This is a genomic window from Streptomyces sp. V4I2, from assembly GCF_030817655.1.
GTDB classification, from domain to species: domain Bacteria; phylum Actinomycetota; class Actinomycetes; order Streptomycetales; family Streptomycetaceae; genus Streptomyces; species Streptomyces plumbiresistens.
On sequence record NZ_JAUSZM010000003.1, the window covers coordinates 9,770,252 to 9,797,220 of the forward strand.

The following is a 26,969-nucleotide window of genomic DNA, read 5'->3' on the forward strand; positions in this document are numbered from 1 at the left end:
TCGCTCACCTGGTGGGCGAGATACTTGACCCGTTGTACAGTTTCGGCGATGCGACGGGCACTGGCGCCCGTACGCCTGTCGGCCGGAGGAACCATGCCGATCCAGTTCGATGTCGATCCGTCAGTCGCCCGGCTTGCCGAGGCCACGGCCGAGTTCGTCCGCGAGGTGGTGATCCCGGCCGAGCGTGAGTGCGGCGGGTCCGTCCATGACGCGCCACAGGCCCTGCGGGAGACCCTGCAGAAGGGGGCCCGTGAGGCGGGAGTGTTCGCGCCGCACGTCCCGAAGCGGTGGGGCGGGCACGGGCTCGACCTGCGCGGGCAGGCGGTGGTGTTCGAAGCCGCCGGGTACTCCGTGCTCGGCCCGCTGGCGCTGAACTGCGCGTCCCCGGACGAGGGCAACATGCACCTGCTCGAGAAGGTGGCCACCGAGGAACAGCAGGCCCGCTATCTGCGCCCGCTGGCCGCCGGTGAGTACCGCTCGTGCTTCGCGATGACCGAACCGGCGCCGGGGGCCGGCAGTGACCCCCGTGCGCTGCGCACCACGGCGGTACGCGTCCCCGGCGGCTGGCGCATCGACGGGCGCAAGTGGTTCATCACCGGGGCCAGCGGTGCCGACTTCGCCATCGTGATGGCCCGCACCGACGGCAGCCCCGGCAGCTCGGGCGGCGCCACCATGTTCCTCGTCGACGCCGGCAACCCGGGCATGCGCATCGTCCGGAACATCGACACGCTGGACGAGAGCCTCTTCGCCGGGCACAGCGAGCTCGTGTTCGAGGAATGCGTGGTGGGCGAGGACCAGGTGCTCGGCCAGGTGCACCGGGGCTTCGAGAACGCCCAGGTCCGGCTCGGTCCCGCCCGGCTGACGCACTGCATGCGCTGGCTCGGCGCCGCGACCCGCGCCCGGGACGTCGCCCTGGAGCGCGCCGGGACCCGCGAGGCGTTCGGTTCGCTGCTGGGGGATCTCGGCATGGTGCAGCAGATGCTGGCCGACTCCGAGATCGACATCGAGGCGAGCCGCGCGCTGATCTGGCGTACCGCCTGGGAGTTGGACAACGGCTCCGCGAGTGCCGCGCAGTTCTCCTCGGTGTCCAAGGTCTTCGTGGCCGAGGCGGTGGGCCGGATCGTCGACCGGGCGGTGCAGATCTGTGGCGCGCTGGGCATCTCGGCCGAGGATGCCCCGCTGGCGCGACTGATCAGGGAGGTACGGCCGTTCCGGATCTATGACGGTCCGTCCGAGACCCATCGCTTCGCCATCGCGCGCCGCGCGGTGAAGCCGTACCGGCAGCCGCGTCAGGCGGGAGCCGCGGGCTCCTGACGGAGCGTCGGCAGTGCGTCCCGCCCTGGTTTCTTGTCATTGACTACAGTCAGCCGATGAAGGAAGCTTCCGAATACTAGGACGTCCTAGTATTTTACTAGGACGTCCTAGTAATCTGAGCCCCCACCCGTCGCCCGTCCCCACGGGCAGGCCGTCCGGAGTACACCGTGAGCGATGGCACCAGCACACCGCAGCTTCACCAAGCGCAGCACCCGGTGCGCCTCGTCACCGCGTCCAGCCTCTTCGACGGCCATGACGCCTCGATCAACATCATGCGGCGCATCCTCCAGGCGCAGGGGGCCGAGGTCGTCCACCTCGGCCACAACCGCTCGGTGGGCGAGGTCGTGGACGCCGCGCTGGAGGAGGACGTCCAGGGCGTGGCCGTCAGCTCCTACCAGGGCGGCCATGTCGAGTACTTCGAATACCTCGCCGAACTGCTCCGCGAACGCGGCGCCGGTCATGTGAAGGTCTTCGGCGGCGGGGGAGGGGTGATCGTCCCCGAGGAGATCCAGCGGCTCTCCGACGCCGGGGTGCGGATCTTCTCCCCGGAGGACGGGCAGCGCCTCGGCCTCACCGGCATGATCAACACCATCATCAGGGACTGCGACACGGCTCCCTGGGAGGACACCCCCGCCCAGCTCGCCGCTGTACTCGCCGGCGAACGCCCTGCCCTCGCCCGGCTGCTCAGCGCCTTGCAGGCAGCCACCGTGCCGGAGGAGGACCTCGGCGCACTCCGCCGCGCCGCGGCTGCACGTTCCGTCCCCGTCCTCGGCATCACCGGCACCGGCGGCGCGGGCAAGTCCTCCCTCACCGACGAACTCGTACGGCGGCTGCGCCTCGACCAGCAGGACAAGCTGCGGGTGGCCGTGCTCGCCGTCGACCCGACCCGGCGGCGCGGCGGCGGCGCCCTGCTCGGCGACCGCATCCGGATGAACAGCCTGGACGGCGACCGGGTCTTCTTCCGCTCCCTGGCCACCCGCGGCCACCACGAACTCCCCGAAGGCCTCACCGACTCCATCGCCGCCTGCAAGGCCGCCGGATACGACCTGGTGATCGTGGAGACCCCCGGCATCGGACAGGGCGACGCCGCCATCGCCCCGTACTCCGACGTCTCGCTGTACGTCATGACGCCCGAGTTCGGTGCCGCCTCCCAGCTCGAGAAGATCGACATGCTGGACTTCGCCGACGTCGTCGCCATCAACAAGTTCGAACGGCGCGGCGCGGCGGACGCGATGCGCGACGTCGGCCGCCAACTGGTGCGCAACCGCGAGGCGTTCGGCTCGCGTCCCGAGGACATGCCGGTCTACGGCACCAGCGCCGCCACCTTCAACGACGACGGCGTCACCGCCCTGTACCAGCACCTGCTCGGCCTGCTCACCGAACGCGGCCTGGCGGCCGGCCCCGGCATCCTCCCGGCGACAGACGTACGCCACTCCAGCGGCGCCGCGCAGATCGTGCCCACCACCCGGGTGCGCTACCTCGCAGAGATCGCCGAGACCGTACGCGGCTACCACGCCGACACCGCCACACAGGCCGACGCCGCCCGGCGCGTCCAGCGCCTGACCGCCGTACGGGACGAACTGGCCGCCGTCGAAGCACCTACCGCCGACGTCGAGAAACTGCTCGCCGACGCCGAGGAAGGTCTCGACGCGTCCGCGCGACGCCTGCTGGAGGACTGGCCGGAGACCGTACAGGCGTACTCCGGCAAGGAACTGATCACCGTCACCCGAGGACGTGAGCAGCGCACCGCCCTGGTCCGCGAGTCCCTCTCCGGCAACCTCGTCCCTCGCGTCGCCCTCCCCCGCTACACCGACCACGGCGAACTGCTCCGCTTCCTGCGCGCGGAGAACCTGCCCGGCCGCTTCCCCTTCACCGCGGGCGTGTTCCCGTTCAAGCGCGAGGGAGAGGACCCGGCCCGGATGTTCGCCGGTGAGGGCGACCCCCAGCGCACCAACCGCCGCTTCCGCTATCTGTCCAAGGACAGCGAGGCCACCCGGCTGTCGACCGCCTTCGACTCGGTCACCCTCTACGGCCACGACCCGGCCCTGCGCCCCGACATCTACGGCAAGGTCGGCACCTCGGGCGTCTCCGTGGCCACCCTCGACGACATGAAGGCGCTCTACGCGGGCTTCGACCTTACGTCCCCCACCACCTCGGTCTCCATGACCATCAACGGCCCGGCCCCCACCGTCCTGGCCTTCTTCCTCAACACGGCCATCGACCAGCGGCTCGACGCCTTCACCGCCGAACACGGCCGCGAACCGACCGCCGAGGAGAACCGGGAGATCCGGTCCTACGTCCTGCAGAACACCCGGGGTACCGTCCAGGCCGACATCCTCAAGGAGGACCAGGGCCAGAACACCTGCCTGTTCTCCACCGAGTTCAGCCTGCGGATGATGGCCGACATCCAGGAGTGGTTCATCGAGCAGGGAGTGCGCAACTTCTACTCGGTGTCCATCTCCGGCTACCACATCGCCGAGGCCGGCGCGAACCCCATCAGCCAGCTCGCCTTCACCCTCACCAACGGCTTCACCTACGTCGAGGCGTACCTCGCCCGCGGCATGTCCGTCGACGACTTCGCGCCCAACCTGTCCTTCTTCTTCTCCAACGGCATGGACCCCGAGTACACCGTCCTCGGCCGGGTCGCCCGCCGCATCTGGGCGGTCGCCATGCGCGAGAAGTACGGGGCGGGGGAGCGCAGCCAGAAGCTCAAGTACCACGTCCAGACCTCGGGCCGCTCCCTGCACGCCCAGGAAATGGACTTCAACGACATCCGCACCACCCTGCAGGCGCTCATCGCGATCTACGACAACTGCAACAGCCTGCACACCAACGCCTACGACGAGGCCGTCACCACTCCCACCGAGGACTCCGTCCGCCGCGCCCTCGCCATCCAGCTGATCATCAACCGCGAGTGGGGCCTGGCGATGAACGAGAACCCGCTCCAGGGCTCGTACATCATCGACGAACTCACCGACCTCGTCGAAGAGGCCGTCCTCACCGAGTTCGAGCGCATCAGCGAGCGCGGCGGAGTCCTTGGCGCCATGGAGACCGGCTACCAGCGCGGCCGCATCCAGGACGAGTCGATGCTCTACGAACAGCGCAAGCACGACGGCACGCTGCCGATCATCGGCGTCAACACCTTCCGCAAGCCCGGCGGTGACAGCGAGCACGGGACGGTGGAACTGGCTCGCGCCACCGAGGGGGAGAAGCAGTCCCAGCTCGCCCGCGTCGAGGACTTCCGCGGCCGCCATCGCGCCGAGGCGGAGGCCGCCCTCACCGAACTCAAGCGTGCCGCCACCAGCGGCGAGAACGCCTTCGCCGTCCTGATGGACGCCGCCCGGGTCTGCTCACTCCAGCAGATCACCGAGGCGTTCTTCGAAGTCGGCGGCGAGTACCGCCGCAACGTCTGAACACGGCCTGAGCACAGGCCTGTCCACTCTCCGCTTCACGCAAAGGGCCACCCGCATGGAAACTGTCTCGCGTCTCGGTGTCGTCGGCTGCGGCCTCATGGGCTCCGGCATCGCCGAAGTCGCCGCTCTCAGCGGCAGCGGCATCGACGTACTCGTCGCCGAGTCGTCCTCCGACGCAGCCGAGGCCGGCCGCCGACGCGTCGAGGCCTCCCTCGACCGGGGTCTGCGCCGCGGCAAGATCACCGAGGAGGAACGGGACGGCGCGCGCGCCCGCCTGACCTTCACCGACGACCTCAAGGACCTGGCCGACCGCCAGTTCGTGATCGAGGCCGTCGCCGAGAACCGCGAGCTGAAGACCGGCGTCCTGAAGACCCTCGACCAGGTCGTCACCGACCCCGAGGCCATTCTGGCCACCAACACCTCGTCGATCCCCATCGTCGACCTCGCCGTGGCCACCCAGCGCCCCACCCATGTCCTGGGCATCCACTTCTTCAACCCCGTACCCGTACAGACCCTCGTAGAGATCATCCCGGCCCTCACCACAAGTCCCGACACCCTCGTACGGGCCAGGGCCTTCGCCTCCGAAGCCCTGGGCAAGGAGGTCGTCGAGGCGACCGACCGCTCCGGCTTCGTGGTCAACGCACTGCTCGTGCCCTATCTGCTCGCCGCGGTCCGCATGGTGGAGACCGGCTCCGCGACCCCCGAGGACATCGACCGCGGCATGGAACTGGGCTGCGCCCACCCCATGGGCCCCCTGCGCCTGCTCGACCTCATCGGCCTCGACACCGCACAGGCGGTCGCGGAGTCGATGTACGAGGAGTTCAAGGAGCCGCTGTACGCGCCTCCCGCGCTGCTGCGCCGCATGGTCGCCGCCGGCCGCCTGGGCCGCAAGAGCGGGCACGGGTTCTACGACCACACCGCGCGACAGTGAGGGTGAGTCGTGCAGGCGGCACAGCTGACTTCGCGTACAAGGTGCTGCGCGGCTCGGCGGTCTCCGTGATGGCAAGTTCGGCGCACACTGGGCCCTGATGGACACGGCGGGCGCGCAGTACCAGCTCGGCCGGCTGTGACCTGCTCGGCCAAGCCGGCGGTACATGTAATGCGCTCGCCGCCCCCCCCATGCCAGGGCCGTGCCTGCGTGCGCATCGGAGGACCGGCCGCGTGCGCCGACCGGCCTTGAGACGGACCACGTCCGGCGGGGAGATGCGTCCCGAGCCAGCTGCCCTGCCCCCGACAGGGGGCAGGTGAGCGCGCCGTGTCAGGGGCAGGGGGTGCCCGGGACGCGGGGACGGCTGCCTGCCGGAGCGGACGGGCCGAACACCGTCGGCTTCCGCCCCGCCCCTCCCGCTCGGAGGGTTTGCCCTCCCGGTCCACGGCAACCCAGCCGGTAGAGCAGATGCGTCCGCCGCGGCGGCGACGTGCCCGACCCCGTATTCCGTCAGGGACCGGCAGCCTGTCCCTGACCTTCCGGACCGACGTCCCTACCTGCGACCGACTCCGACGCGACGGGAGCCCACAGATGACCACTCCGCACGAGCATCTGCACCCGATCAGCGGCATACCGGGCCCGCGCATCGGCGTGCTCGGTTCCTACGGCGGCTTCAACATCGGCGACGAATCGATCCTGACCTGCGTCCTGGGCTGTCTGCGTACCCATCGCCCGGACGCCCGACTGGTCGTCTTCAGCCGCGACGCCGAGCACACCCGTCTCCACCACCGCGGTGTCGACGAGGTCGTGAACTGGGAGGGTGTCGCGCAGAGCCAGGTGATGGACGCACTGTCCGGCCTGGACCTGCTGGTGATGGGCGGCGGTGGCGTCCTCTACGACGGCGAGGCGCGCCGGTACCTGCGGGTGGTCCGCGCGGCGCAGTCCCGGGGCGTACGGACCTTCGCCTACGCCGTCGGCGCGGGTCCGCTGCGGGAGGCCGAGGACCGCGAGGCGGTGCGTGACGTGCTGCCGAAGATGGACGACGTCGTGGTGCGCGACGAGGAGTCGCGGCTGGTCCTGGAGGAGGTCGGCGTCGAGCGGGAGGTCACCGTCACCGCCGATCCGGCGCTGCTGCTGACTCCGGAGCCGTTCACGGACCGCATGATGAGGAACGAGGGCATTCCGACCGCCCGCCGGCTGGTGGGCATGTCGGTACGGGAACCGGGCCGGGCGGCCGAGAAGCTCGACGAGGGCGACTATCACGCGCTGCTCGCCGACGTGGCGGACTTCCTGGTCCGGCGCCTGGACGCCCACGTGGTGTTCCTCCCGATGGAACGCCACGACGTACGGCACGCGCACGCGGTGCTGTCCCACATGACCGCACCGGAGCACGGGCGCATCCTCAACGGCACCTACAGCCCCGGTCAGGTCCTCGGTTTCATGCGCCATCTGGATCTGGCCGTCGGCATGCGCCTGCACTTCCTGATCTTCGCCGCCCTGTCCGGGCTGCCGTTCCTGCCGCTGCCCTACTCGGGCAAGGTCTTCGACTTCGCCCGCCGGATGGGCGCGCCTGCGCTGGTCGGGGTGGCACGCGAGCAGGCCGGACTGCTGCTGGCGGAAGTGGACCGGCTGTGGGACGAGTACCCCCAGCGGCACCACGAGCTGCGTTCCCGCGTCGGCGAGCTGTGCGGGCTGGCCAGGAAGACCTGCGCCCGCTGCGGCGTCCTGCTTGACACCATCGAGGGCATGGGCGGCGCCGCCGAGGGCATCGACCGCCCGGACGGCCTCAGGACCGTCGAGAGCGCGGGGGCCTGACCGGCCGAGGCCGCCGGACCCGGCCGGCCCGTGCCTCGATGTCCGTACCCGGAAGGCCGTCGACGGGAGCACCCGATGCCGATCCTGGAAGAACCCCGAGAACACCGCACGGTCACGCTGCCGCCGCGCTCCGCCCGGTACGCGGGCCGGACCGACGTCCTCGTGGTCGGCGGCGGCCCCGCCGGCTGCGGCGCCGCGCTCGCGGCGTCCGAGGCCGGCGCCGAGGTGGTGCTCGTCGAGCGCTACGGGTTCCTCGGCGGCAACGCGACCGCGGCGCTGGTCATGCCGCTGATGTCGTTCCACAACGAGCACAAACAGGCCGTCTTCGGGGACGGGGACGCCACCCGCCTGCTGCCCACCGACCACGGCGAGGGCGAACCGGTCGTCGCCGGCGTGCTGTGGCGGCTGCTCGACCGGCTCTCCGAGCGGGGCGGCTGTGTCCCGCCCTCCGTCGAGACCGGCTACACGGTGCCGTTCGATCCGGAGATCTTCAAACTGGTGCTGCTGGATCTCCTCGACGAGGCCGGGGTGCGGATGCTGTTCCACTCCTTCGCCTCCTCGGCGCTGCCGCTCGAGGACGGCTGGCGGGTGGTGTTCGAGACCAAGTCGGGACCGGTGGCGATCGACGCCGGCGTGGTCGTGGACGGCACCGGCGACGGCGATGTCGCTGCCGCCTGCGGAGCCCCGTACGAGATCGGCCGTGACGAGGACGGGCTCGTGCAGCCGATGACGCTCATGTTCCGGGTGGCGGACTTCGTCCGCCCGCGGTTCGCCGAGTACGTCCGGACCCACCCCGACCAGTGGCGCGGCGTGCACGGCCTGTGGGACCTCGTCCAGGAGGCCACCGCGGACGGCGAGCTCACCCTGCCCCGTGAGGACGTGCTGTTCTTCGCCACCCCGCATCCCGGCGAGGTCAGCGTCAACAGCACCCGCGTCACCAAGGCGCTGGGGGTCAATGTCTGGGACCTGACCCGCGCCGAGTATCTGGCCCGCCGCCAGCTCGCGCAGATCGACCACTTCCTGCGCCACCACGTCCCCGGCTTCGAGGAGTCGTACGTCGTGCAGAGCGGTTCCCACATCGGCGTCCGGGAGACCCGCCGCATCCTGGGCGACTACAAGCTCACCGGCCACGACATCCTGGCCGCACGCCCCTTCCCGGACGCCGTCGCGCACGGCGCCTACCCGATCGACATCCACAACCCCGAGGGCACCGGCACCCTCCTCAAGCGCGTACCCGCCGGCCGCTTCTACGACATCCCGCTGCGCTGTCTGCTGCCGCGGGAGACGGACCGGCTCCTGGTCGCGGGGCGCTGCATCTCGGGCACGCACGTGGCGCACTCCTCCTACCGTGTGATGCCCATCGCCATGGCCACCGGGCAGGCGGCCGGCGTGTGCGCGGCCCTGGCCGTGCGCCAGGGGTGCGCCCCGCGCGAGGTGGCCCACCCGCTTGTCCAGGACGAGCTGCTGCGTCAGGGCGCCCGCCTGCGCACCGGGACCGCACCCGCTCCGCGCTGGTAGAGCCCGACGGGCCGTGACCGCCGACCGTGTCGGCGCCGTCCTGCCGACTGGCGCACGCTCCGTCTGACCACGGTCGATACCTCTCGGCCGGTGCGGCGATCTCCGAATGTGCACGCGGAGGCCGGGTACTCGCACAAGCCGAACAGCAAGTGCTCTTGGAAGGATGCAGACATGGCCGGCATCAGCCCCATCGATCTGCAGAAGGCACTCAAGGGAGCCGACTACCCGGCCGACCAGAAGGACATGGCGCGGCGCGCACGGGACAACGGCGCCGACAGCTCACTCGTGGAGCGCATCGAGTCCCTGCCCAAGAAGAAGTTCGACGGGCCCAACGACGTCAGCCAGGCGGTGTTCGGGTCCGAGTGACCGCAGAACCATCACGCGACCGCTGCCGCTGCGCACCGTGCGTCACAGGGCGCGGGCGGCGGCGGGGGCGCCGCGAGGATCAAGGGAGTTGTTCCGACGGCGCGTGTACGTGACAGTGAGGACATGACTGCGCGACGCGTACGGCCGGGTGAAGCCGAGGCGGTGGAGAGGTTTCGGCGACGGATCGGGGTCCCCGGGCTCGTCGACGTACACACGCACTTCATGCCGGAGCGCGTCCTGCGCAAGGTGTGGGAGTACTTCGATGCGGTCGGCCCGGCGACCGGCATCGAGTGGGGCATCACCTATCGGCAGGAGGAGGACGAACGGGTCGCGCTGCTGCGGCAGTTCGGAGTCCGCGCCTTCACCGCGATGCTCTATCCGCACAAGGCCGGCATGGCGCCCTGGCTGAACGAATGGGCCGCCGACTTCGCGGGACGTACGCCCGACTGTCTGCACACGGCCACCCACTATCCCGAGGAGGGCGTGGAGGAGTATGTGCGCACGGCGGTCGAGGCGGGGGCCCGGGTCTTCAAGTCCCATGTGCAGGTGGGGGCGTACGACCCGACTCACGAGCTGCTCGATCCGGTGTGGGGCATGTTGGCCGAGGTAGGAGTCCCTGTGGTCATGCACTGCGGCTCGGGTCCCGCACCCGGCAAACACACCGGGCCGGAGCCGGTGGGGCGGATCCTCGCCCGGCATCCGCGTCTGCCCCTGATCGTGGCGCACATGGGAATGCCGGAGTACACCGACTTCCTGGACCTGGCCGAGCGGTACGCAGAGGTACGCCTGGACACGACCATGGTGTTCACGGATTTCAGCGAGCGCTTCAGCCCTTTTCCGGCGACCGAACTCGGCCGGCTCGCCGACCTCGGCGATCGGATTCTGCTCGGGTCCGACTTCCCCAACATCCCTTACGAGTACGTCCATCAGCTCGAGGTCCTCGAACGGCTCGGACTGGGTGATGCGTGGTTGCGCGGAGTCTGCTACGAGAACGGGGCGCGGCTCTTCGGGCTGTAGGCAACTGCCGCCACGACGCCCTGAATTGCCGCGCCCGGTTCGTCAGGGCGACGATTCGTCAAGGCGACCTCCTCGCCCGGGAGATGCCCGGGAGACGCCCATGACGTCGAGCTGGGCTCGCACGCCCTCCGGACGCAGCCAGCCGTAGCCTGCGTGCTGGAGGTCGAGGAGGAGTTCCTCGACGTCCGTGTCGGTGAGCACCGGGGTGCCGCGGCGGGACGGCAGCCGGCCGGGGCCGTCCGAGGGTCTGGTGTCCGCCAACGGGGTGTGCAGCGCCGCGTAGATCTCGAGCCATGGTCTGGCTCCCTCGTCCCAGTCCGCCGGGTCGCGCGCCTGGAGTTGCCAGTCCAGCTCCCACAGGCGCAGGGTGCGGTCGTGGCTGGCGGACAGCACGAAGCGGGCGTCCGCGCCGACGCTGACCGCCGACAGCACGTCGGAATGTCCCCGGAGGACCTGGACGCGGCGTCCGGTCAGAACGTCCCACACGCAGATCGTGGCGTCAGCGCTCGCGGTCAGGCCGAACCGGCCGTCGAGGGTGAGCGCGACGTCCATGACCACGTGGGTGTGCCCGTCCAGCACCTGCATGCGCTCACCGGTGTCGACGTCCCACACGAGTCCCAGGCCGTCCTGGCCACCCGAGAGGGCCGTACGGCCGTCAGCGCTCAGGGAGATCGCGAGAACGCTGCCGTTGTGGTCGCTCATCGTCCGCACCTGTTGGCCGGTGGTCAGGTCCCACACCCGCACGGCGCCGTCGTAGCCCCCGGTCACGGCTCTTCGGCCGTCCGCGCTCATGGCCACCCGTGTGGTGCCGCCCGGCGCCGCCACGGTCGCGACGCAGTCGCCGTCGGCGAGGTCCCACAGGCGCAACGGGCCGGCTCCGTCGGCGGACAGGGCGAACCGGCCGTCGCGTGTGACGTCGATGGCCGTGACGCTCCTGCCGTGGCCGACGAGAACGTGCCGGCAGTTGCCGGTGTCGACGTCCCAGACCCGGACGGTGGCGTCCATGCTGCCCGAGAGAGCCACGGTGCCGTCGGGTGTGAGGCAGACCGCGCTCGCACCCGAGGTATGTCCCTCCAGCACGTGCCGGCACGTGCCGGTGCCGACGTCCCAGATCCGGACCGCCTCCTCGAACCCGCCGTACGACACGGCCAGGCGCCCGTCCCCGCTCAGGGCGGCGCCCATGGCCCAGGAGCTGTGGCCGCGCAGTGTCCGCGCCGCCCTGGCCGCCCGGACGCCGGTGCGGACGCTCAACCGGGTCAGCGTGGCCCAGGCTGCCGTCAGGCGCGGCGCGCGCTCGTGCCCCGGCAGCGCTCGTGCCTGCGTCAGCAGCCTGTGAGCGTCGACCAGGCGGCCCTCACCGACGGCCTGCTCGGCGTCGGCGAGCAGCCGCTGTGCCCGCGCCGCGACGGCGTCCAGTTCGGCGGTGGACCGGGGCCGGCACAGCCTCGGGGCGCACGTGTCGGAATAGCTCGGCGGCAGCTCCCACAGGCGCATGGTCTCGTCCTGGCTGCCGCTGAGCGCCCACCGGTCGTCGGTGCTCAGCCACACCGACTGCACCGTCTTGGCGTGCCCGGTGAGCGTCCGCAGACACCGGCCGTTCTCGGGATCCCAGATCCGCACCGACCCGTCGTCATGGCCGGTCAGCGCCCATCGGCTGAACAGGCTGATCCGCACCGACTGGACGGTCCCCCCGTCGGTGTGGCGCTCGTGCAGGCACCGGCCGTCCGCCGGGTCCCAGATCCGCAGGGTGCCGTCCTGGCCTCCGGTGAGGAGGAACCGGCCGTCGACGCTCAGGCAAACCTCGACGACCACGTCCGTGTGCCCGCGCAGGGTGTGCACACGGCGGCCGTCCCGCAGGTCCCAGACCCGGACGTTGCCGTCGGAGTGGCCGGAGACGGCGACGCGCCCGTCCGCACTGATGCCGAGTGACAGCACCGGGCTGTCGTCGCCCTCGAACACGTGGAGACAGCGGGCCTCCTCCAGGTCCCAGTACCGGACGGTGCCCTTCATGTCCCCGGACAGTGCGGTCATGCCGTCAGGGCTCAGACGGACGGCGGTCACCTCGGCGGGGTGCCCAGGGAACCGCCGCAGTGGCTGGTCGAGGAACGCGTCGTAGAGCTGGAGGGTCCCGTCGCGCTCGCCGATGAGCGCGTAGCGTTCGTTGCCCAGGTCGATGCTGCGCACCATGCAGTGCAGATTGCGGACCGCCATGCGCTCGCCCGTCCGCAGGTCCCACAGCGCCAGCCTGCTGAAGATCTTCTCGGCCGACAGCGCGACGCTGCGGTCCGGTGCGGCGCAGACATCGGTCACCAAGGTCTTGGGGCCGAGATTCACGCTGGTGTCGCCGGCGCCGACGGCCGGTGCGGCCATCGCGGTCCGCAGTGCCTCGGCGACCTCGGCGTCGCCGCCCGACTGGCGGACCGCGTCGGTCAGCAGGGCTCGCGCGGTCGCGACGTCACCCCGTTCGAGGTGGACGAGTGCCAACAGGTGCCCGGCGACCCAGGGTTCGACAGCCGTGGCCCGCGCGTTCTCCAGGTGGTGGACGAGCACGTCGTCGGTGAGCTCGCCCGCGCGCCACAGCAGCACGCCCCGGTTGTATGTGGCCTCCAGGTGCTGGGGGTCCATCGACAACGCCTCGTCGAAGGCGGCGCGTGCCTCGGTCGGTCGGCCGAGGTCGAGCAGGGACAGCGCCCGGTTGTTCAACTCGTCGGCTCGTAGCTCGGCGGCGCTGGGCACCGGGCGCGGGTGGGGCTGCCCGGTGTGGCGCCGGTAGACGTCGCGCAGGTGCGCCGCGATGTCCGCGAGGTCCGCGGGCCGGCGGGCCGGGTCGTCGTCCAGGCACCGGCCGAGCAGGTCGGCCAAGTCCGCTGGGAGCGGGGGAAGATCGGACCTGGCCGGGCCGTGCCGGAGCAGCTCGCGGAGCGCCGCTCGGGCCGCGAAGCCGACACGCCAGGTGACACCGCCGGTGAACAGCTCCAGCAGCGAAACGGCGAAGCTGAAGACATCGCTGCGGCGGCCGACCCGCTGGCCGGTGGCCTGCTCCGGCGAGGCGTAGGCCGGTGTCATGCCCCCGGCGGAGACCAGGATGCTCGCCGCGCCGGGCACCTCCGACGACTGAGACAGGGTCGCTGCGCGCGCCCGGGCCAGGCCGAAGTCGGACACTTTGGCGGTCCAGTCGGGCTCAAGGAGGATGTTGCCGGGCTTCATGTCCTGGTGCACGACGCCGTGGGTGTGCGCGTGGTTGAGGCCCCAGGCGACCTGGATGGCGATGTCGAGGATGCGAGCCAGTGCCGGACCGTGGCCGCCGCGGTAGAGCGACCGGTCGTCGATCCGGTCACGGAGGCTGCCCCCCGCCACGTACTCGGCGAACACCCGCGGGACCCCGCCCAAGGTGCGCACGTAGTGACAGGCGCACACATGCGGGTGCAGGCCGAGCGACACCCAGACCTCGGCCTCCTCGACGAACCGCCGCTTGGACGCCTCGGTGACGAACATCTCCGGGCGGGGACTCTTCACCGCCAGGTCGGTCCTCCACCCTTGGTGCCGGACCCGGTACACCAGCCCCATCCCGCCCTGCGCGTGCACCTCGACGACCTCGTACAGGCCGGCGACGACCTCACCCACGGCCCACACAGCGCTCGCGTCGGACATCCAGGGTCTCCATCGGGTCGCGACGAACGAACTGTCAAACGAACGAATTGCCAAGAGTCGCCACAAGATTCGAATTCGTCAACGATCCGCTGGTTACGGACATGTGAGGTTCGTTGACCGGTTTCGGCTTCCCGGCCATGGGGCGGCGGCCAGGAGCATCTGGCCCGGGAAAGCGCCTGAGCGCCCTCGTGCGAGCGCTTCGCCGCGTCCGCGGCCGGCCTACGGCGACGCCCTCTGTGGCACAACAGGTGACAAGACCGGTCAGGAATCAAGAAGCGCCGGCCGCCGAGCGGTAGCTAGCGTTCTGGTCATGGCATCCATCGAATTCGTCACCCTCGACGTGGCCGACACTACGGCCGCCAACCGCTTCTACACCGCCGCCTTCGGCCTGGGCAGCCAGATACGCCTTCGGGCCTCGGAGGCACCGACGACCGGCTTCCGCGGGTTCACCCTGTCGCTCGTGGTCTCCCAGCCGGCCAACGTCAACGCCCTCATCGACGCCGCCGTGGAGGCCGGTGCCGCGACGCTCAAGCCCGCCGCCAAGTCGCTGTGGGGCTACGGGGGCGTCGTACAGGCCCCGGACGGGACGATCTGGCAGGTCGCGTCTTCGTCGAAGAAGGACACCGGCCCGGCCACCCGGCAGATCGAGGAGATCGTGCTCCTGCTGGGAGTCACGGACATGGCCGAGAGCAAGCGGTTCTACGTCGACCGTGGCCTCGCCGTGGCGAAGAGCTACGGCAGCAAGTACGTCGAGTTCGCCACCGGGACGGGTCCCGTCAAGCTGGCGCTGTACAAGCGCCGCGGCCTGGCCAAGGTCGTCGGCGTCTCTCCCGACGGCAGCGGATCGCACCGGATCATGATCGGCGGCGATGTCGGGGCTTTCACCGACCCTGACGGGTTCGCATGGGAGGCCGCAGCACTGACGCCCACGTCTTGATGTGCCACTGTTGCCCTGACTGGCCGTCGGAAAGGATCTTTACGAAGTGGCTGAAGGAAGCATGACGAGCGCGTCGCCGCGTGAACTTGAGGAGAGGCTGAGGGACACTCGCGCGAGACTGGAGGGCGACGTCGATCTCTGGGTCGCGACGTCGGGCTCCCCGGGCGGCGTCCACCTCATCCCGCTGTCCTACCTCTGGGACGGGACCGCGTTCATCATCTCGACCCCGCGCGCCTCGGTCACCGGCCGCAACCTGCTGGCGGACAGCCGGGTGCGGCTCAGCCTCGGGCCCACGCGCGACGTCGTTGTCGTCGAGGGCACTGCCGAGCCGGTGGACATCGCCGACCTCGGCCCGAAAGCGGGCGACGCGTTCGCGACCAGGACCGGGTTCGACCCGCGCGAGCTCGACGAGCCCTACCAGTATTTCCTGATCCGGCCGCGGCGCATCCAGGCCTGGCGAGAGGCGAACGAACTGCAGGGACGTGACCTCATGCGCGACGGCCACTGGCTCGGCTGACCGCTGCACGGCAATACGGCGGCTGCGGCGGCAGCGGCAAGGAAGTGCTCGGCATCGCCCTCGGAGCGGCGGTGAAGGCGGCGGTATCCGGCCGGCCGGGAAAGCGTTCCGCGTGTGTGCCGGCGTGCCCATCCGTCGAGTGGATCCGATTCCGACGGATCCCGACGGATCCCGACGCATCCCGACGGATCCCGGCCGATCGCGGTCGCCCCGCTCGAAGTCTGGCACTGCCGTTCAGGTCTTCACGCAGGTCACCGGATGCCTTCGTGGCGATCAGTACTCAGGGGCGGTGTAGTCCTCGCCCGCTTCCAGCAGTGTGGCTGCCGCGCCGACGATCCGGTGGTCGGGCTCGGCGACGACTTCCTTTACGGGGCTCGCGGCATCAAGGGCCACGAAGCCGTCGCTCGCCAGCTCGACGCACTCGCCAAATCATCGCCACCCCGGTCACTGCTCGGCGTGGCCTGCTGGCCCGGCTGCCGTACCTCACGCGTTCCGACCATGCCCGCCGGGCGGCCCGCGAGGCCGGACTGACCGTCACCGACCGCACCCTCAAGGCCTGGCTCGACGGCAGGCGCAGTCCCTCGCGGCGGAACCTGGAGAGGATCGAGACCGCGTATCGCACGGTGCGCCGGCAGAACGTGGTCCGCTACTTGCCGGCCCGTCTCAATCGCAAAGGCCGCGGCATCCGGGTGGAGTTACATCCGCTCAACCAGTCCCAGGTGCTGGGATCGCATCGTCGAGGCGTGGGCCAATGACGACGCGGAGGCTCTGGACGACGCCTGGGTCAGTGACGTGGTGGTGGACCTCGGTTCCGAGTGGGGTCAGTACGAGTATGTGACCAACGTGGGGTTCGCGGCCTGACGGTTCCGCGTTGCATGCTGTTCCGCATGCCGTCTCGTCAGCCGTTTTGAGTCGCGGGCACCGCCCGGAAGGGCCGGTGCCGTTGTCGACGAGACCTGTGCATCGGGTGGCCTCGGGTCGGCCACGCCCCTATCCGTGGTGGCCCCCGGGTGCGGCCAGGCGTTCCACCTCCTGGGCGGCCTCGCGAGCCGCCTGCTCAGCGCGTGCCAGGGCGTCGGCGGCAGCTTGTCGCCGTTCCTCGGCCTCCCGCTGTGCTTGGTCGGCTTGCTGGAGTTCCTCGCGTGCCTGCCGCAGTTGCTGCTCGGCAGCGGCTACTCGTCGGCTGGCCTGGTCGTGCCGGTCGCGTGCCCGCTGCCACAACGCGTCAGCATCCGTGTGTGCCGCACGCTCGTCGCGGAGGCGCTGCTCGGCCGCCCTGGCTGCCTTTCTGGCTCGGGTGAGTTCCTCCTGCCGTCGGCGGCGCCGGTCGGCGAGTTCGTCCTTCGCGCGGGCCCGCGCCGGCGGCGGCGCGGCCGTGCGCGTGGGCGGCTTGCGCGGTGGCTTGGCTGTTGGCGCGGTGCCGGAGGGCAACGTCGACGGTGGGGTGAGGGCGGATGTGAGGTGGCCGGTGGCCCACTGGTCGGCTGCGTCCTGGTCGGCGAGCACGGCGAGCAGAGTGGATTCGACGTCCTGCTGGGCGCTGTCCGACAGCCCGTGCCCTGCGTCACGGGCCAGCTGGGCGGCCTGCCGGGACAGGGCGGCGACGACGCGGCGGCGCTGCGCGGAGAGCTCTTTGACGCCGTCGGCGTCCAGGGTCTGGTAGGCCTCCCGCAGAGCACGCCCCAGCTCCAGGAAGCGCCGGCTCTCCTCGGGCTGGGAGCGAAGCAGCAGGTTGGCTGCCCATGCGGCGAGGGTGGGACGGCGGGCCGCGTGAATCAGGCGGGCATCCTCGGCACGTCCGACTGTCCGGGCCGCGGCGGCCAGTTCCTCCCGGCGAGCCACGAAGCCGGGCGGCGGCGTGGCGTAGAGCTCGTCAAGAACGGCTTCCACGTCGTGACCTGCGTCGCCCCGGCCGCTCTTACGCTGCATGATCCTCAGGTTCCACCGAGCCCGGCCACCGTGCACCTCGGCCCGCCGTCCCGCCCCGCGGAGTGGCCGGTTCGGCGTACGTAGCGGTGCCACTACCGTCTGGGCGACTCGGCCATGGGCGAGACTCCGAGCGCCGTGAGCGGGCGTCCTTGTACGGGGTTCCTGGCTGAGCACACATGGCTTGTCGTCGGCGTTTCCTCCGGCCTGTGCGTGGCGTAGCGTGGCCGCGTGCCAGAGCCGCCGCTGTCGCCCGCCGCGCCCCGCATTCCGCCGCAGCCCGCGGAGGAATGGGCTGAGTCCGTGCGGGAGACGCTGTCCGCCGACATCAGCTCACTCGGGCTCGGTGTGTCTTCGCTCGGCGAGGCACATGTCTTCGCCACGCTGGCCCGTCATCCGGAGTTGTTCGCCGCCTGGCTTCCGTTCAGCAGCCGACTGCTGCTCGCGGGCGAGCTTCCCTTCGCCGACCGTGAGCTGGTGATCCTCAGGGTGGCGCGCAACTGCGATTCGCCCTATGAGTGGGGCCAGCACGTGGGGATCGCCGCGAAGGCCGGGTTGTCACCGGACGACATGAACCGGGTGGCGGAGGGTCCCGACGCGCCGGGTTGGACGGAACGCCAGTCCCTGCTGCTGCGGGCGACGGACGAGCTGCGCTCAGCCGCACGGATCAGCGGGCCGACGTGGGAAGGGCTGACCAGGCACCTGACGGAGCGTCAGCTGATAGAGCTGCCGATGCTGGTGGGCCACTACCACCTACTGGCCTTCACTCTGAACTCCCTCCAGGTGCCGCCGGAGCCCGGCCTGCCCCCGATGCGCTGACGGCGTCCTCGGGCCTCAACGTTCACCGGGTTCTCGCAGCAGTGCAGTGTCGGCAGAAATCGTTTTGTGTCCTGGGGGAGGCTGTGGCGCGGTGACGACTCAGATGATCATCCTCAACGGTGGTTCCAGCTCGGGGAAGTCCGGGATCGTGAGGTGCCTGCAGGCCGTACTGCCGGATCCCTGGCTGGCGTTCGGGGTCGATTCGCTCGTCGACGCGATGCCCGCGCGGATGCAGGTCTCGGACGAGGGAATCACGTTCTCCGCGGATGGCCGAGTGATCGTCGGGCCGGGCTTCCGGGCGCTGGACGCAGCCTGGATCGAGGGCGTCGTGGCCATGGCCAGGGCCGGCGCCGGGGTCATCGTCGATGATGTCTTCCTCGGCGGAGCGGCGTCCCAGCAGCGGTGGCAGAAGGCTCTCGGCGGACTGGATGTGCTGTGGGTCGGCGTCAGATGTGAGCGTGCGGTGGCCGCGGGCCGTGAGATCGCACGAGGTGACCGGGTCCAGGGAATGGCCGCGTTGCAGGCAGACGTGGTTCACCAAGGGGTGATCTACGACCTGGAGGTCGACACGACGCACACCGAGTCACTGGTGTGTGCGCGGACCATCGCCGCCTACGTGAGCTGATCGACGGACCGTTGCGGACGTGTCCGCGGCCGTCGGCCGCGCGGTACCGGCACCGTGTACTCCCTGGAACAGGTCACCTCCCCGCCCCGGGTGCCGGAGCCGGGCAAGGGCTTGCGGGCGACCGGGAGACCGGGAGACGGGGACCAGGGATCAGGTCATGCAGAGTCCGGCAAGAACCTCTGGATTCGCGCAGTGCGCGAGTGGTCGGCCTTGCAGGAATCCGGCTACTTCCGAGGCGACGATGGAGGCGGCGTTGAAGGCGGTCTGGTTGCTGGCGCCGGCCAGATGGGGCGTCATGGCGATGTTGGGTGTCGTCAGCAGGCGTGAGTCCGCGGGGATCGGCTCACGGGGAAAGACGTCGAAGGCCGCGCCGAAGAGCTTTCTGGCGTCCAGGGCGTCGCACACGGCGTCATAGTCGACGAGGGACCCGCGGGCACAGTTGACCAGCACGCCGCCCGCCGGGCATCAGGTCGATCAGCTGCCGGGAGATCAAGCCCTCGGTCTGCGGAGTCGCGCGGGCATGGACGGTGACGAACGTGGAGCGCCGCATGAGGTCCGCCAGGTCGGTGACCTCGGCCGGTGACACATCGTCCGCACGGACATAGGGGTTGGCGACGAGCACCTGGGCGCCGAAGCCGCGGAGGATCCGGGCGACGCGGGAGCCGATGGCGCCGTATCCGATGATCCCGACGGTGCTGCCCTCGAGCTCCGGCCCGATCTTTTCGAACATGTAGTAGTCACCTCGCCAGGTGCCTGCGGCGAGGTCCGCATGAGTGGCGGGCACGCGTCGCGCCGCAGCCATCATGAGGGCGACGGTGTGGTCGGCGGTGGCGGTGGCGTTGCGCCCGGGGCGAAGGAGACCGCGACGCCGTGCCGGCATCCGTCACCGCGTTCGACCTCGTCATCGTCGACGCCGGCCTCTCGGCGCCAGAGCTCGACGCGCTGCAGGCCAGCGGCGTGGAAGTGCTCGTTGCCGACCCGGAGTGAAGCCGGTTCGGATTCCTTTGATCCACATCGAGGCCAAAGCGGCCGACGGTGGGACTGTGGGAAGCGCCACAACAGACAAATGCGGCCGATGCTGCTGGTACAACTAAGAGACTTAGTTAACTGGGGGATACGTGCCGAGGGGCCGAGTAGCACTGGTCCGGCGGGGAGTGCCCGTGCTGTGTCCACGCCCGGCGGATCCGGTGATCGAGCCGGTGGAGTCACCACGAACATCCCGACAGCACCACCGGTCACAGACGAGGAGAACCAGTGCTCCGCTCATCCCTTCTCGGCCCACCCGCCGACACCGCCGACGCCACGCCGGCCGGCCGTCGCCGAATAGGCCGCGTCGCTCTGGTGGCGGCCGGCGCGGCGGGTCTCGCCTTCGGCGGGCTGTACGTGGTGGGCCTGCTGGTCTCCAGCGGCGAGGTTCCCGGGGGCACCCGGGTGAGCGGTGTGGACATCGGCGGGATGAGCCGCTCGCAGGCGCGGGAGAAGCTGCAGAGCACCCTCGGCGGAGCCTGGTCGGAGCCGGTGAAGGTGCGCATCGGCGACCGCACCGCCGCCATCGAAGTGGCGGGCTTCTCTCTGGACGGCGAAGAGACCGTCGCCCGCGCCGCGCGCGCGGGGAGCGACCCGTTCACCGTGATCGGCCGCCTGTTCACCAGCGATGATCGTGAAGTGGAGCCGGTCGTCCGTGTGGACGAGGCGAAGGCCCGTGCCGCGCTGGCCAGGACCGCGAAGGCACACGGCCGGAAGGCCCGCGAGGGCGGCGTCACGTTCCACGCGGGCGAGCCGGTGTCCGCGAAGCCGGTGTCCGGGCAGTCCCTGGACGTGGACGGCGCGCTCGAGGCTCTGGCGGCCTCCTCTGTCCCCGGCCAGGGGACGGCTGCGGTCCGTCTGCCGATCCGTACCACCGAGCCACGGGTCGGCGAGGCGGAGGTGAACCGGGCGATCAAGGAGTTCGCCGGGCCCGCGATGTCGGCCCCGGTCACCCTCACCGCGGGTGGGCGGAAGATCGAGATCAGTCCGGCGACGCTCGGCGAGCACCTGGCGATGAAACCGGACAAGGCGAACCGGCTCACACCGGCACTGGACGGCAGGGGGCTGCTGGCGGATGCGGCACTGGCCGGTCCGCTCGCGCGGGCCACCGGCGAGGCGGTCGACGCCAAGCTGAGCCTGGACGGCGGGCGCGTGGTGGTGGCCTCGAACGGCAAGGCCGGGCAGGAGATCACGGCCAAGGCGGTCGAAACGGCCGTACTGCCCCTCCTGACACGGACGGGGGCGGCCCGCACCGGGGCGGTGGCCACCGAGAAGGTGGAGCCGAAGCTGACCGGCGACAACGTCGGCCGGCTGGGCATCAAGGAGAAGCTGTCCACCTTCACGGTCAACTTCGAGCCCGAGCCGTACCGCGTCACCAACATCGGCCGTGCCGCGGAGCTGATCGACGGGTCGGTCGTGCGCCCCGGCGAGGACTGGAGCCTGAACCGCACCGTGGGCGAGCGGACCAAGGCCAACGGGTTCGTCGAGGGCATCATCATCAACAACGACCAGTTCGAGAAGGCAGCCGGTGGGGGCGTGTCCACGGTCGCCACCACGGTCTTCAACGCCATGTTCTTCGCGGGGGTGAAACCGCTGGAGTACCGGGCGCACTCGTTCTACATCGAGCGCTACCCGGAGGGCCGGGAGGCGACGGTGGCCTGGGGCAGCATCGACCTGAGGTTCAGGAACGACTCGGGCAACGCCCTCTACATCCAGGCGAGCGCCACCGACACCTCCGTCACGGTCACCTTCCTCGGCACCAAGAAGTACGACGCGGTGGAGGCCGTCAAGGGCCCGCGTACCAACGTGGAGCAGCCGGGAACCCGCGAGGGTGCCGAGGAGAAGTGCGTGCCGCAGACCCCGCTCGAAGGCTTCGACGTGGCGGTCGACCGGGTCTTCAAGGACGGCGGCGAGGAAGTCAGGCGCGAGACCTTCAAGACCCGCTACGTGCCGCGCGACAGCGTCACCTGCGACTGAGTGCCGGTCGGTCCGCGAGGGAGCGGACGGCGACGGGTCCCCCGCCCGAGGCCCTGTCACACAACACCACCGAACGCCGGCGCAGCCGACCGGCCCGTGAACCCGCCCGCCGCTCAGAGCGCCACGGGATAGCGGCCGGGCCGGTGGTTCATGACGAGGACCAGACTGAGGACGACGACGCCTGCCGCGGACAGTACGACGGTGTGAAACGGTGCCGTCAGGGCTGACAGCGCGACGACCGTGGCGTCGAGCGCGAGGAGCACGTACCCGGCTCGCCATCCCAGGCTGTCCTGGCACATGAGGGCGACGACGTTGAAACCACCGAGGCTGGAATGGTGGCGGAGCACGATGAGGAGGCCGATGCCCGCGGCGAGATTGCCCATGAGCACGGCGTACAGCGGATTGACCTGTGCCGCTTCGATGTACATGGGATGGAGCAGGGAGAACACCGAGAGCAACGACACCGCCAGCACCGAACTCGCGACGAAGCGCCATCCCCTTCGTGTCCAGGCCAGGACGGCGAAGGGCAGGTTCACGAGGGCGAAGACGGCGGCGAACGGCCAGTGCACGGTCTGCGCGAGCCACAGAACGAGGCCCGCGGTACCGCCGGTGACCGCACCTGTGGTGTTGATCAGGAAGAGCCCGAACGAGGTGACCAGTGTGCCGACGGCGATACCGAGGACGTCCTCGGCAGGGCTGTGCGGTATCACGCGGTCGGTGGACGGGGCTTCGGCTGTCGCGGTGTTCACAGTTCTGCTCCGCGACGCACGTCGGACAGGACCCGCAGGACGCGGTCGTTGGTGGCGCGGTCGGCGAGGGTGATGCGGATTCCTTCGTCGGCGAAGGGCCGTACCAGGATCTCCGCGTCGTCGAACGCGGTGAGCAGTCTGCTCAGCGGGCGGCCGTTCGCGCGCAGCCAGAAGAAGTTGGCCTGGCTGTCGGGCACGGACCATCCCTGGTCCCGAACCGCTTCGACGACTCGTCTCCGTTCCCGGACCAGGGCCGTGACGCGTGCGCGCAACTCCTCGGCTGCGGCGAGCGAGGCGATCGCGGCCTCCTGGGCCGGAGCGCTGACTCCGAAGGGAAGCGCTGCCCGCCGGAGGCCGTCCGCGACATGGGCGGGCCCCACGGCGTATCCGACGCGCAGACCGGCGAGTCCGTACGCCTTGGAAAAGGTGCGCAGGACACAGACGTTGGAGCGGTCGTCGAGCAGGCTCAGGGCGGCGGCGTGGCCCGGCGAGTCGACGTACTCGGCGTATGCCTCGTCGACCACCACGAGCACGGTCGGCGGGACCCGGTCGAGGAATGCCACCAGGTCAGCCTGGGTCATGCCCACACCGGTCGGGTTGTTGGGCACGCACAGGAGCACCATCCGCGTTCGATCGGTGATCGCGGCCGCCATGGCGTCGAGGTCGTGCTCCTCGTCCGCGGTGAGCGGAACGGGGACAGGCCGGGCGCCGGCAAGCTGGACGAGGATCGGGTAGGCCTCGAACGAGCGCCAGGCGAAGACGACTTCGTCGCCCTCGTCGCAGAACGAGGTCATGAGCTGCTGCAGTGCTCCGACACTTCCCGGGCTGACGGCGATGTGGCCGGGATCGGTCTGAAGGAACGCGCCGATTTCCTCGCGCAGGCGGGTGCTCGTCATGTCCGGGTAGCGGTTGACCGTCCGAGCGGCGTTCTGTACGACCTGCTGCACGGACGGCAGGGGTGCGAAGTGGCTTTCGTTGGACGCGAGTGCCGCGGTGAGGTCGGATGACGCGCGGCGGCCGGGGGCGTAGGGCGGTATGGCGGAGAGCGCGGTGCGCAGGGCGGGAGATCGCCGGACGGACCGCGTCGAACTGGACTCGGGCATGCAGCCAGCCTGCAAAGGAAGCGCCGAATGTGCAACACCTCTCTTTTCAGCTGAGCAGGATGAAACCAGAGTCATGGCATCAGTGACAGAATGTTCAGGTGGACAGCCTTGATGCAAAGATCCTCCTGGCCATCGACGACGAGCCGGACGCCACCGCCCTGGCGCTCGCGGCACGGCTGGGCATCGCACGCAACACCCTCAGTTCCCGCTTGCAGCGCATGCAGCAAGTGGGAGCGCTCCGAGAGTTCACCCGCCGTGTCGACCCGGCGTTTCTCGGCCGTGGGCTGGTCGCCTTCGTGTCGATCGCGCTGAGTCAGACCAGCTCTCCGCGCGCGATGGAGACCCTGCGCGGCATTCCGGAGGTGGTCGAGATGCACTCGACCACGGGAGAGGCGGACCTGCTGGTGAAGGTGGTCGCCCGGGACACCGCCGACCTGCATCGGATCACCGGACGGATCGTCGCCGCGCCGGGTGTGACACGGACCAGTACGGCCATCTCGCTGTGCGAGGAGATGCCGCTGCGGATCCGCGCGCTCATCGAAGAGGCCGCCCAGGGCTGAGGGGTGCGGGGCCCGTGTCTCACGCGGGCTGCCGGGTGAGCGCGCTCAGGGCTTCGTCAAATCGGCGTGCCGCCTCTTCGGCCACGGGGCGCAGGGCTTCGAGTCCCGTGAGGGCGGTCATCGTGCCGGGATCGAGGGCCTGTACGACGGTGTGGTCCCCCTCGGCGCGTACAACGACGTTGCAGGGCAGCAGCAGCCCGATCGTGCGGTCGATCTCCAGGGCCCGGTGGGCGAGGGGCGGGTTGCAGGCGCCCAGGATCAGGTAGTCCTCCATGTCGTGGTCGAGCTTGGTCTTGAGAGTGGCGGTGACGTCTATCTCGGTGAGGATGCCGAATCCCTGCTCGGCCAGCGCCTCGCGCACCGCCGTGACGGTGGTGGCGAAGTCGCTCTTTACCTGCACGGTGCGGTCGTAGCGCATTGCGTGGATCCCTTCGAGTGGGTGGCGTGAGCCGGACCGAATACCCCCTGGGGTATTGTCTGTCTTGCAGGATACCCCACGGGGTATTACGCCCCAAGGAGGAAGCATGTCCACAACCACCACCGGCGCGCCCGGCAGGAAAGCCGAAGACCCCTCGCCGCCGGGTTCGGCCGGCCCGCTGGGGCGGCTCGGCGCCTGGACCGCCGGGCACTTCAAGCAGGTGCTCATCGGCTGGCTGGTCGTCGTCGCCGTGCTGGGGGCCTTCGCTCCGCAGGTGACCTCGGCGCTCTCCGGCGCGGGGTGGCAGAGCAACGGCTCGGAGTCGGTGAAGGTGCGCGAAGTGGCCGAGAAGCACTTCGGCGGCACCGGTTCCTCCGCGATACAGGTCGTCGTGTCCTCGCACAGCCACCAGGTCGGCGAGCCGGCGGTGCAGCGGGTCATCGCCGAGGTCACCAAGGAACTGATGGCCGACGACCGGATCAGCGAGGTCGTGGCGCCTCAGCCCGGTGCGAGTATCAGTCGCGACGGCCGGACCGCCGTCGTCCTGGGCGGTGCCGCGGCCGACCCCGACGACATGGTGCGCGCCGCGGAGGACCTCAAGGAGCCGCTGCGCGAGCTGTCCACCGACGACGTGACCGTGCGGGCCACCGGCTCCTCGGTGATGTGGAGCGACTTCAACACGGCCAACCTCGAGGCGATGATCCACGCCGAGATCCTGTCCTGGCCGGTGACCCTGGCGGTCCTCGTCGTGGCGTTCGGCTCGCTGGTCGCCGCGGGACTGCCGCTGTTGCTCACGATGGCGGGGCTGGCCGCCTCGGTCGGCTCCCTCGTCCTCATCAGCCACGTCACGCCGATCTCCATCTGGGCCATGGACTTCGCCCTGATGTTCGCGCTCGCCCTGGGCATCGACTACGCGCTGTTCCTGGTGATCCGGTTCCGCGCCGCCCTGGCGCACAGCGGTGACCGGCGGCGTGCCGTGGAGGAGACCATGGACACCGCGGGAAAGGCGGTCCTGCTGTCGGGGCTGACCGTGCTCGTCAGTCTGTCCGCGGTGATGCTGGTGCCCGCGCCCGCCGTACGGACCATGGCGGTCGGCATCATGCTCTCCGTCGTCTTCGTCCTCGCCGCCACCCTGACGCTGCTGCCCGCGGTCCTCGCCAAGCTCGGTTCGAACGTCAACAAGTGGGCGCTGCCCCGTACGCGGACCGACCGGACCGAGTCACCGCGCTTCGGTGCCTGGGGCGAGCGCCTGTGGCGGCAGCCACTGCGCTTCGGTGCCCTCGCACTGGCTGTTCTCATCGCCCTGGCCGTGCCGGTGTTCGGGCTGAAGACGGCGATGCCGTCCATCAAGGTCGTGCCCGAGAACGACAGTTCGCGCCAGGGGTACGCCCTCGTCCAGGAGACCTTCGGCAAGGGTGCGCCGGGCATGCTGCAGATCGTCGTACCGGACGCCCGGTCCGCGGCCACGGTCGAGGCGCTCGCGTCGACGGACGGCATCGCAGGTGTGCTGCCGGCTCAGCAGGCGGCCGACGGATCGGGCTGGAGCCTCGTCCAGGCCATGCCGTCCGTCGACCCGTCCGATCCCTCGCTGACGAAGACCGTGCACACGCTGCGCGCAGAGCTCCCCGACGACGCGCTGGTGGGCGGCGCGGCCCTGGAGAACCTCGACCTCAAGCAGGCCCTGGACGACAAGGCACCGCTCGTCATCGGGGTCATCCTGGTCCTCGGCTTCCTCCTCCTGCTGGTCGCCCTGCAGGCCCCGCTGGTCGCCGCCATCGGCGTGCTGACGAACCTCCTCGCCACCGCTGCCGCCTTCGGCGTCGCCAGGCTGATCTTCCAGGACGGGCACCTCTCGGACCTGCTCGGTTTCGAACCGCAGGGCTTCCTCGACGGATGGGGGCCGGTCTTCTTCTTCGCGATGATCTTCGCCATCGCCATGGACTACACCGTCTTCCTGCTCTCCTCCGCCAAGGAGAACTACGAGCGGACGGGCGACCCCGGGCAGGCGGTCGTCGGCGCCCTCGCGCAGTCCGGCCGGGTCGTCTTCGCCGCGGCCGCGGTCATGGTCGCCGTGTTCTTCACCTTCGCACTGGCCGACCCGCTGCCGCCCAAGGAAATGGGCATCGTCCTCGGCGTCGCCGTCCTGCTCGACGCCTTCCTCATCCGGCTCGTACTGCTCCCGGTCCTGCTCCGCCTGACCGGCCGGGCCGCCTGGTGGTCACCGGCCTGGCTGCGCCGGGTGCTGCCGAAGATCCGCTTCTCGCACGGCTGAGCTGACAGTGATCACACG

At 70.3% G+C, this 26,969-nt stretch carries 21 protein-coding genes and 1 pseudogene; 15 read left to right on the top strand and 7 right to left on the bottom strand.

Annotation, left to right across the window (positions count from 1 at the left end):
* Positions 1 to 93: 93 nt before the first annotated feature.
* From QFZ76_RS45670 to QFZ76_RS45700, 7 genes are all read left to right on the top strand, one after another.
* Positions 94 to 1,314 (top strand): acyl-CoA dehydrogenase family protein, encoded by a 1,221-nt coding sequence (locus QFZ76_RS45670; RefSeq protein ID WP_307680324.1) that lies wholly within the window; start codon positions 94 to 96, stop codon positions 1,312 to 1,314.
* Between the two features lie 167 nt (positions 1,315 to 1,481).
* Complete coding sequence (icmF, locus tag QFZ76_RS45675; protein ID WP_307679228.1) at positions 1,482 to 4,727, top strand: fused isobutyryl-CoA mutase/GTPase IcmF; 3,246 nt, start codon at positions 1,482 to 1,484, stop codon at positions 4,725 to 4,727.
* Between the two features lie 55 nt (positions 4,728 to 4,782).
* The gene (locus QFZ76_RS45680) at positions 4,783 to 5,658 is read left to right on the top strand and encodes a 3-hydroxybutyryl-CoA dehydrogenase (RefSeq protein ID WP_307679229.1); all 876 of its coding nucleotides are present in this window, start codon (positions 4,783 to 4,785) and stop codon (positions 5,656 to 5,658) included.
* Positions 5,659 to 6,246: 588 nt separating this feature from the next.
* A complete protein-coding gene (locus tag QFZ76_RS45685; protein ID WP_307679230.1) occupies positions 6,247 to 7,470 on the top strand; it encodes a polysaccharide pyruvyl transferase family protein in 1,224 nt (407 codons plus the stop codon).
* Positions 7,471 to 7,545: 75 nt separating this feature from the next.
* On the top strand, positions 7,546 to 8,988 hold the full coding sequence (locus QFZ76_RS45690; protein ID WP_307679231.1) for an FAD-dependent oxidoreductase: 1,443 nt from the start codon (positions 7,546 to 7,548) through the stop codon (positions 8,986 to 8,988).
* A gap of 171 nt (positions 8,989 to 9,159) precedes the next feature.
* On the top strand, positions 9,160 to 9,354 hold the full coding sequence (locus tag QFZ76_RS45695; RefSeq protein WP_307679232.1) for a DUF2795 domain-containing protein: 195 nt from the start codon (positions 9,160 to 9,162) through the stop codon (positions 9,352 to 9,354).
* Positions 9,355 to 9,477: 123 nt separating this feature from the next.
* A complete protein-coding gene (locus QFZ76_RS45700; RefSeq protein WP_307679233.1) occupies positions 9,478 to 10,371 on the top strand; it encodes an amidohydrolase family protein in 894 nt (297 codons plus the stop codon).
* A gap of 42 nt (positions 10,372 to 10,413) precedes the next feature.
* On the opposite strand, the gene QFZ76_RS45705 is transcribed toward QFZ76_RS45700, so the two are convergent.
* Positions 10,414 to 14,022: a WD40 repeat domain-containing serine/threonine protein kinase gene (locus tag QFZ76_RS45705; protein ID WP_307679234.1), complete on the bottom strand. Its 3,609-nt coding sequence runs from the start codon at positions 14,020 to 14,022 to the stop codon at positions 10,414 to 10,416.
* 310 nt (positions 14,023 to 14,332) lie between these two features.
* On the opposite strand from QFZ76_RS45705, the gene QFZ76_RS45710 reads away from it, so the two are divergent.
* The 3 genes and pseudogenes from QFZ76_RS45710 to QFZ76_RS45720 all read left to right on the top strand — a co-directional run bounded on the left by QFZ76_RS45710 (position 14,333) and on the right by QFZ76_RS45720 (position 16,337).
* The gene (locus QFZ76_RS45710; protein WP_307679235.1) at positions 14,333 to 14,959 is read left to right on the top strand and encodes a glyoxalase; all 627 of its coding nucleotides are present in this window, start codon (positions 14,333 to 14,335) and stop codon (positions 14,957 to 14,959) included.
* Between the two features lie 61 nt (positions 14,960 to 15,020).
* Entirely contained in the window at positions 15,021 to 15,476 is a 456-nt protein-coding gene (locus QFZ76_RS45715; protein WP_307679236.1) for a pyridoxamine 5'-phosphate oxidase family protein, read from the top strand.
* Between the two features lie 339 nt (positions 15,477 to 15,815).
* A pseudogene (locus QFZ76_RS45720) lies at positions 15,816 to 16,337 on the top strand (transcriptional regulator).
* 129 nt (positions 16,338 to 16,466) lie between these two features.
* On the opposite strand, the gene QFZ76_RS45725 reads toward QFZ76_RS45720, so the two are convergent.
* Positions 16,467 to 17,405 (bottom strand): hypothetical protein, encoded by a 939-nt coding sequence (locus tag QFZ76_RS45725; RefSeq protein ID WP_307679237.1) that lies wholly within the window; start codon positions 17,403 to 17,405, stop codon positions 16,467 to 16,469.
* A gap of 228 nt (positions 17,406 to 17,633) precedes the next feature.
* Between QFZ76_RS45725 and QFZ76_RS45730 the strand changes: the two genes are divergently transcribed.
* Positions 17,634 to 18,221: a carboxymuconolactone decarboxylase family protein gene (locus tag QFZ76_RS45730; RefSeq protein WP_307679238.1), complete on the top strand. Its 588-nt coding sequence runs from the start codon at positions 17,634 to 17,636 to the stop codon at positions 18,219 to 18,221.
* A gap of 91 nt (positions 18,222 to 18,312) precedes the next feature.
* Complete coding sequence (cpt, locus tag QFZ76_RS45735) at positions 18,313 to 18,846, top strand: chloramphenicol phosphotransferase CPT (protein WP_307679239.1); 534 nt, start codon at positions 18,313 to 18,315, stop codon at positions 18,844 to 18,846.
* Between the two features lie 150 nt (positions 18,847 to 18,996).
* Here the strand turns inward: cpt and QFZ76_RS45740 are convergent, their stop codons facing one another.
* Both QFZ76_RS45740 and QFZ76_RS45745 read right to left on the bottom strand, forming a co-directional pair.
* Positions 18,997 to 19,251: an NAD(P)-dependent oxidoreductase gene (locus tag QFZ76_RS45740; RefSeq protein ID WP_307679240.1), complete on the bottom strand. Its 255-nt coding sequence runs from the start codon at positions 19,249 to 19,251 to the stop codon at positions 18,997 to 18,999.
* Positions 19,252 to 19,255: 4 nt separating this feature from the next.
* The gene (locus QFZ76_RS45745; RefSeq protein ID WP_307679241.1) at positions 19,256 to 19,726 is read right to left on the bottom strand and encodes an NAD(P)-dependent oxidoreductase; all 471 of its coding nucleotides are present in this window, start codon (positions 19,724 to 19,726) and stop codon (positions 19,256 to 19,258) included.
* A 458-nt stretch (positions 19,727 to 20,184) separates the two neighbouring features.
* Between QFZ76_RS45745 and QFZ76_RS45750 the strand changes: the two genes are divergently transcribed.
* Complete coding sequence (locus QFZ76_RS45750; protein ID WP_307680325.1) at positions 20,185 to 21,849, top strand: VanW family protein; 1,665 nt, start codon at positions 20,185 to 20,187, stop codon at positions 21,847 to 21,849.
* A 113-nt stretch (positions 21,850 to 21,962) separates the two neighbouring features.
* Here the strand turns inward: QFZ76_RS45750 and QFZ76_RS45755 are convergent, their stop codons facing one another.
* Together QFZ76_RS45755 and QFZ76_RS45760 are read right to left on the bottom strand one after the other, a co-directional pair.
* Complete coding sequence (locus QFZ76_RS45755) at positions 21,963 to 22,598, bottom strand: YitT family protein (protein ID WP_307679242.1); 636 nt, start codon at positions 22,596 to 22,598, stop codon at positions 21,963 to 21,965.
* Positions 22,595 to 23,701 (bottom strand): histidinol-phosphate transaminase, encoded by a 1,107-nt coding sequence (locus QFZ76_RS45760; protein ID WP_307679243.1) that lies wholly within the window; start codon positions 23,699 to 23,701, stop codon positions 22,595 to 22,597. Before QFZ76_RS45760 ends, QFZ76_RS45755 begins: the two co-directional genes overlap by 4 nt.
* Before the next feature lie 98 nt (positions 23,702 to 23,799).
* Between QFZ76_RS45760 and QFZ76_RS45765 the strand changes: the two genes are divergently transcribed.
* Positions 23,800 to 24,261 carry an Lrp/AsnC family transcriptional regulator gene (locus tag QFZ76_RS45765; protein WP_307679244.1) on the top strand — a complete coding sequence of 154 codons (462 nt, stop codon included), beginning with the start codon at positions 23,800 to 23,802 and terminating at the stop codon, positions 24,259 to 24,261.
* A gap of 19 nt (positions 24,262 to 24,280) precedes the next feature.
* Here QFZ76_RS45765 and QFZ76_RS45770 read toward each other — a convergent pair whose 3' ends face one another.
* A complete protein-coding gene (locus QFZ76_RS45770; protein ID WP_307679245.1) occupies positions 24,281 to 24,679 on the bottom strand; it encodes a DUF302 domain-containing protein in 399 nt (132 codons plus the stop codon).
* A 106-nt stretch (positions 24,680 to 24,785) separates the two neighbouring features.
* Between QFZ76_RS45770 and QFZ76_RS45775 the strand changes: the two genes are divergently transcribed.
* Positions 24,786 to 26,951 carry an MMPL family transporter gene (locus tag QFZ76_RS45775; RefSeq protein ID WP_307679246.1) on the top strand — a complete coding sequence of 722 codons (2,166 nt, stop codon included), beginning with the start codon at positions 24,786 to 24,788 and terminating at the stop codon, positions 26,949 to 26,951.
* The last annotated feature ends 18 nt before the right edge of the window (positions 26,952 to 26,969 follow it).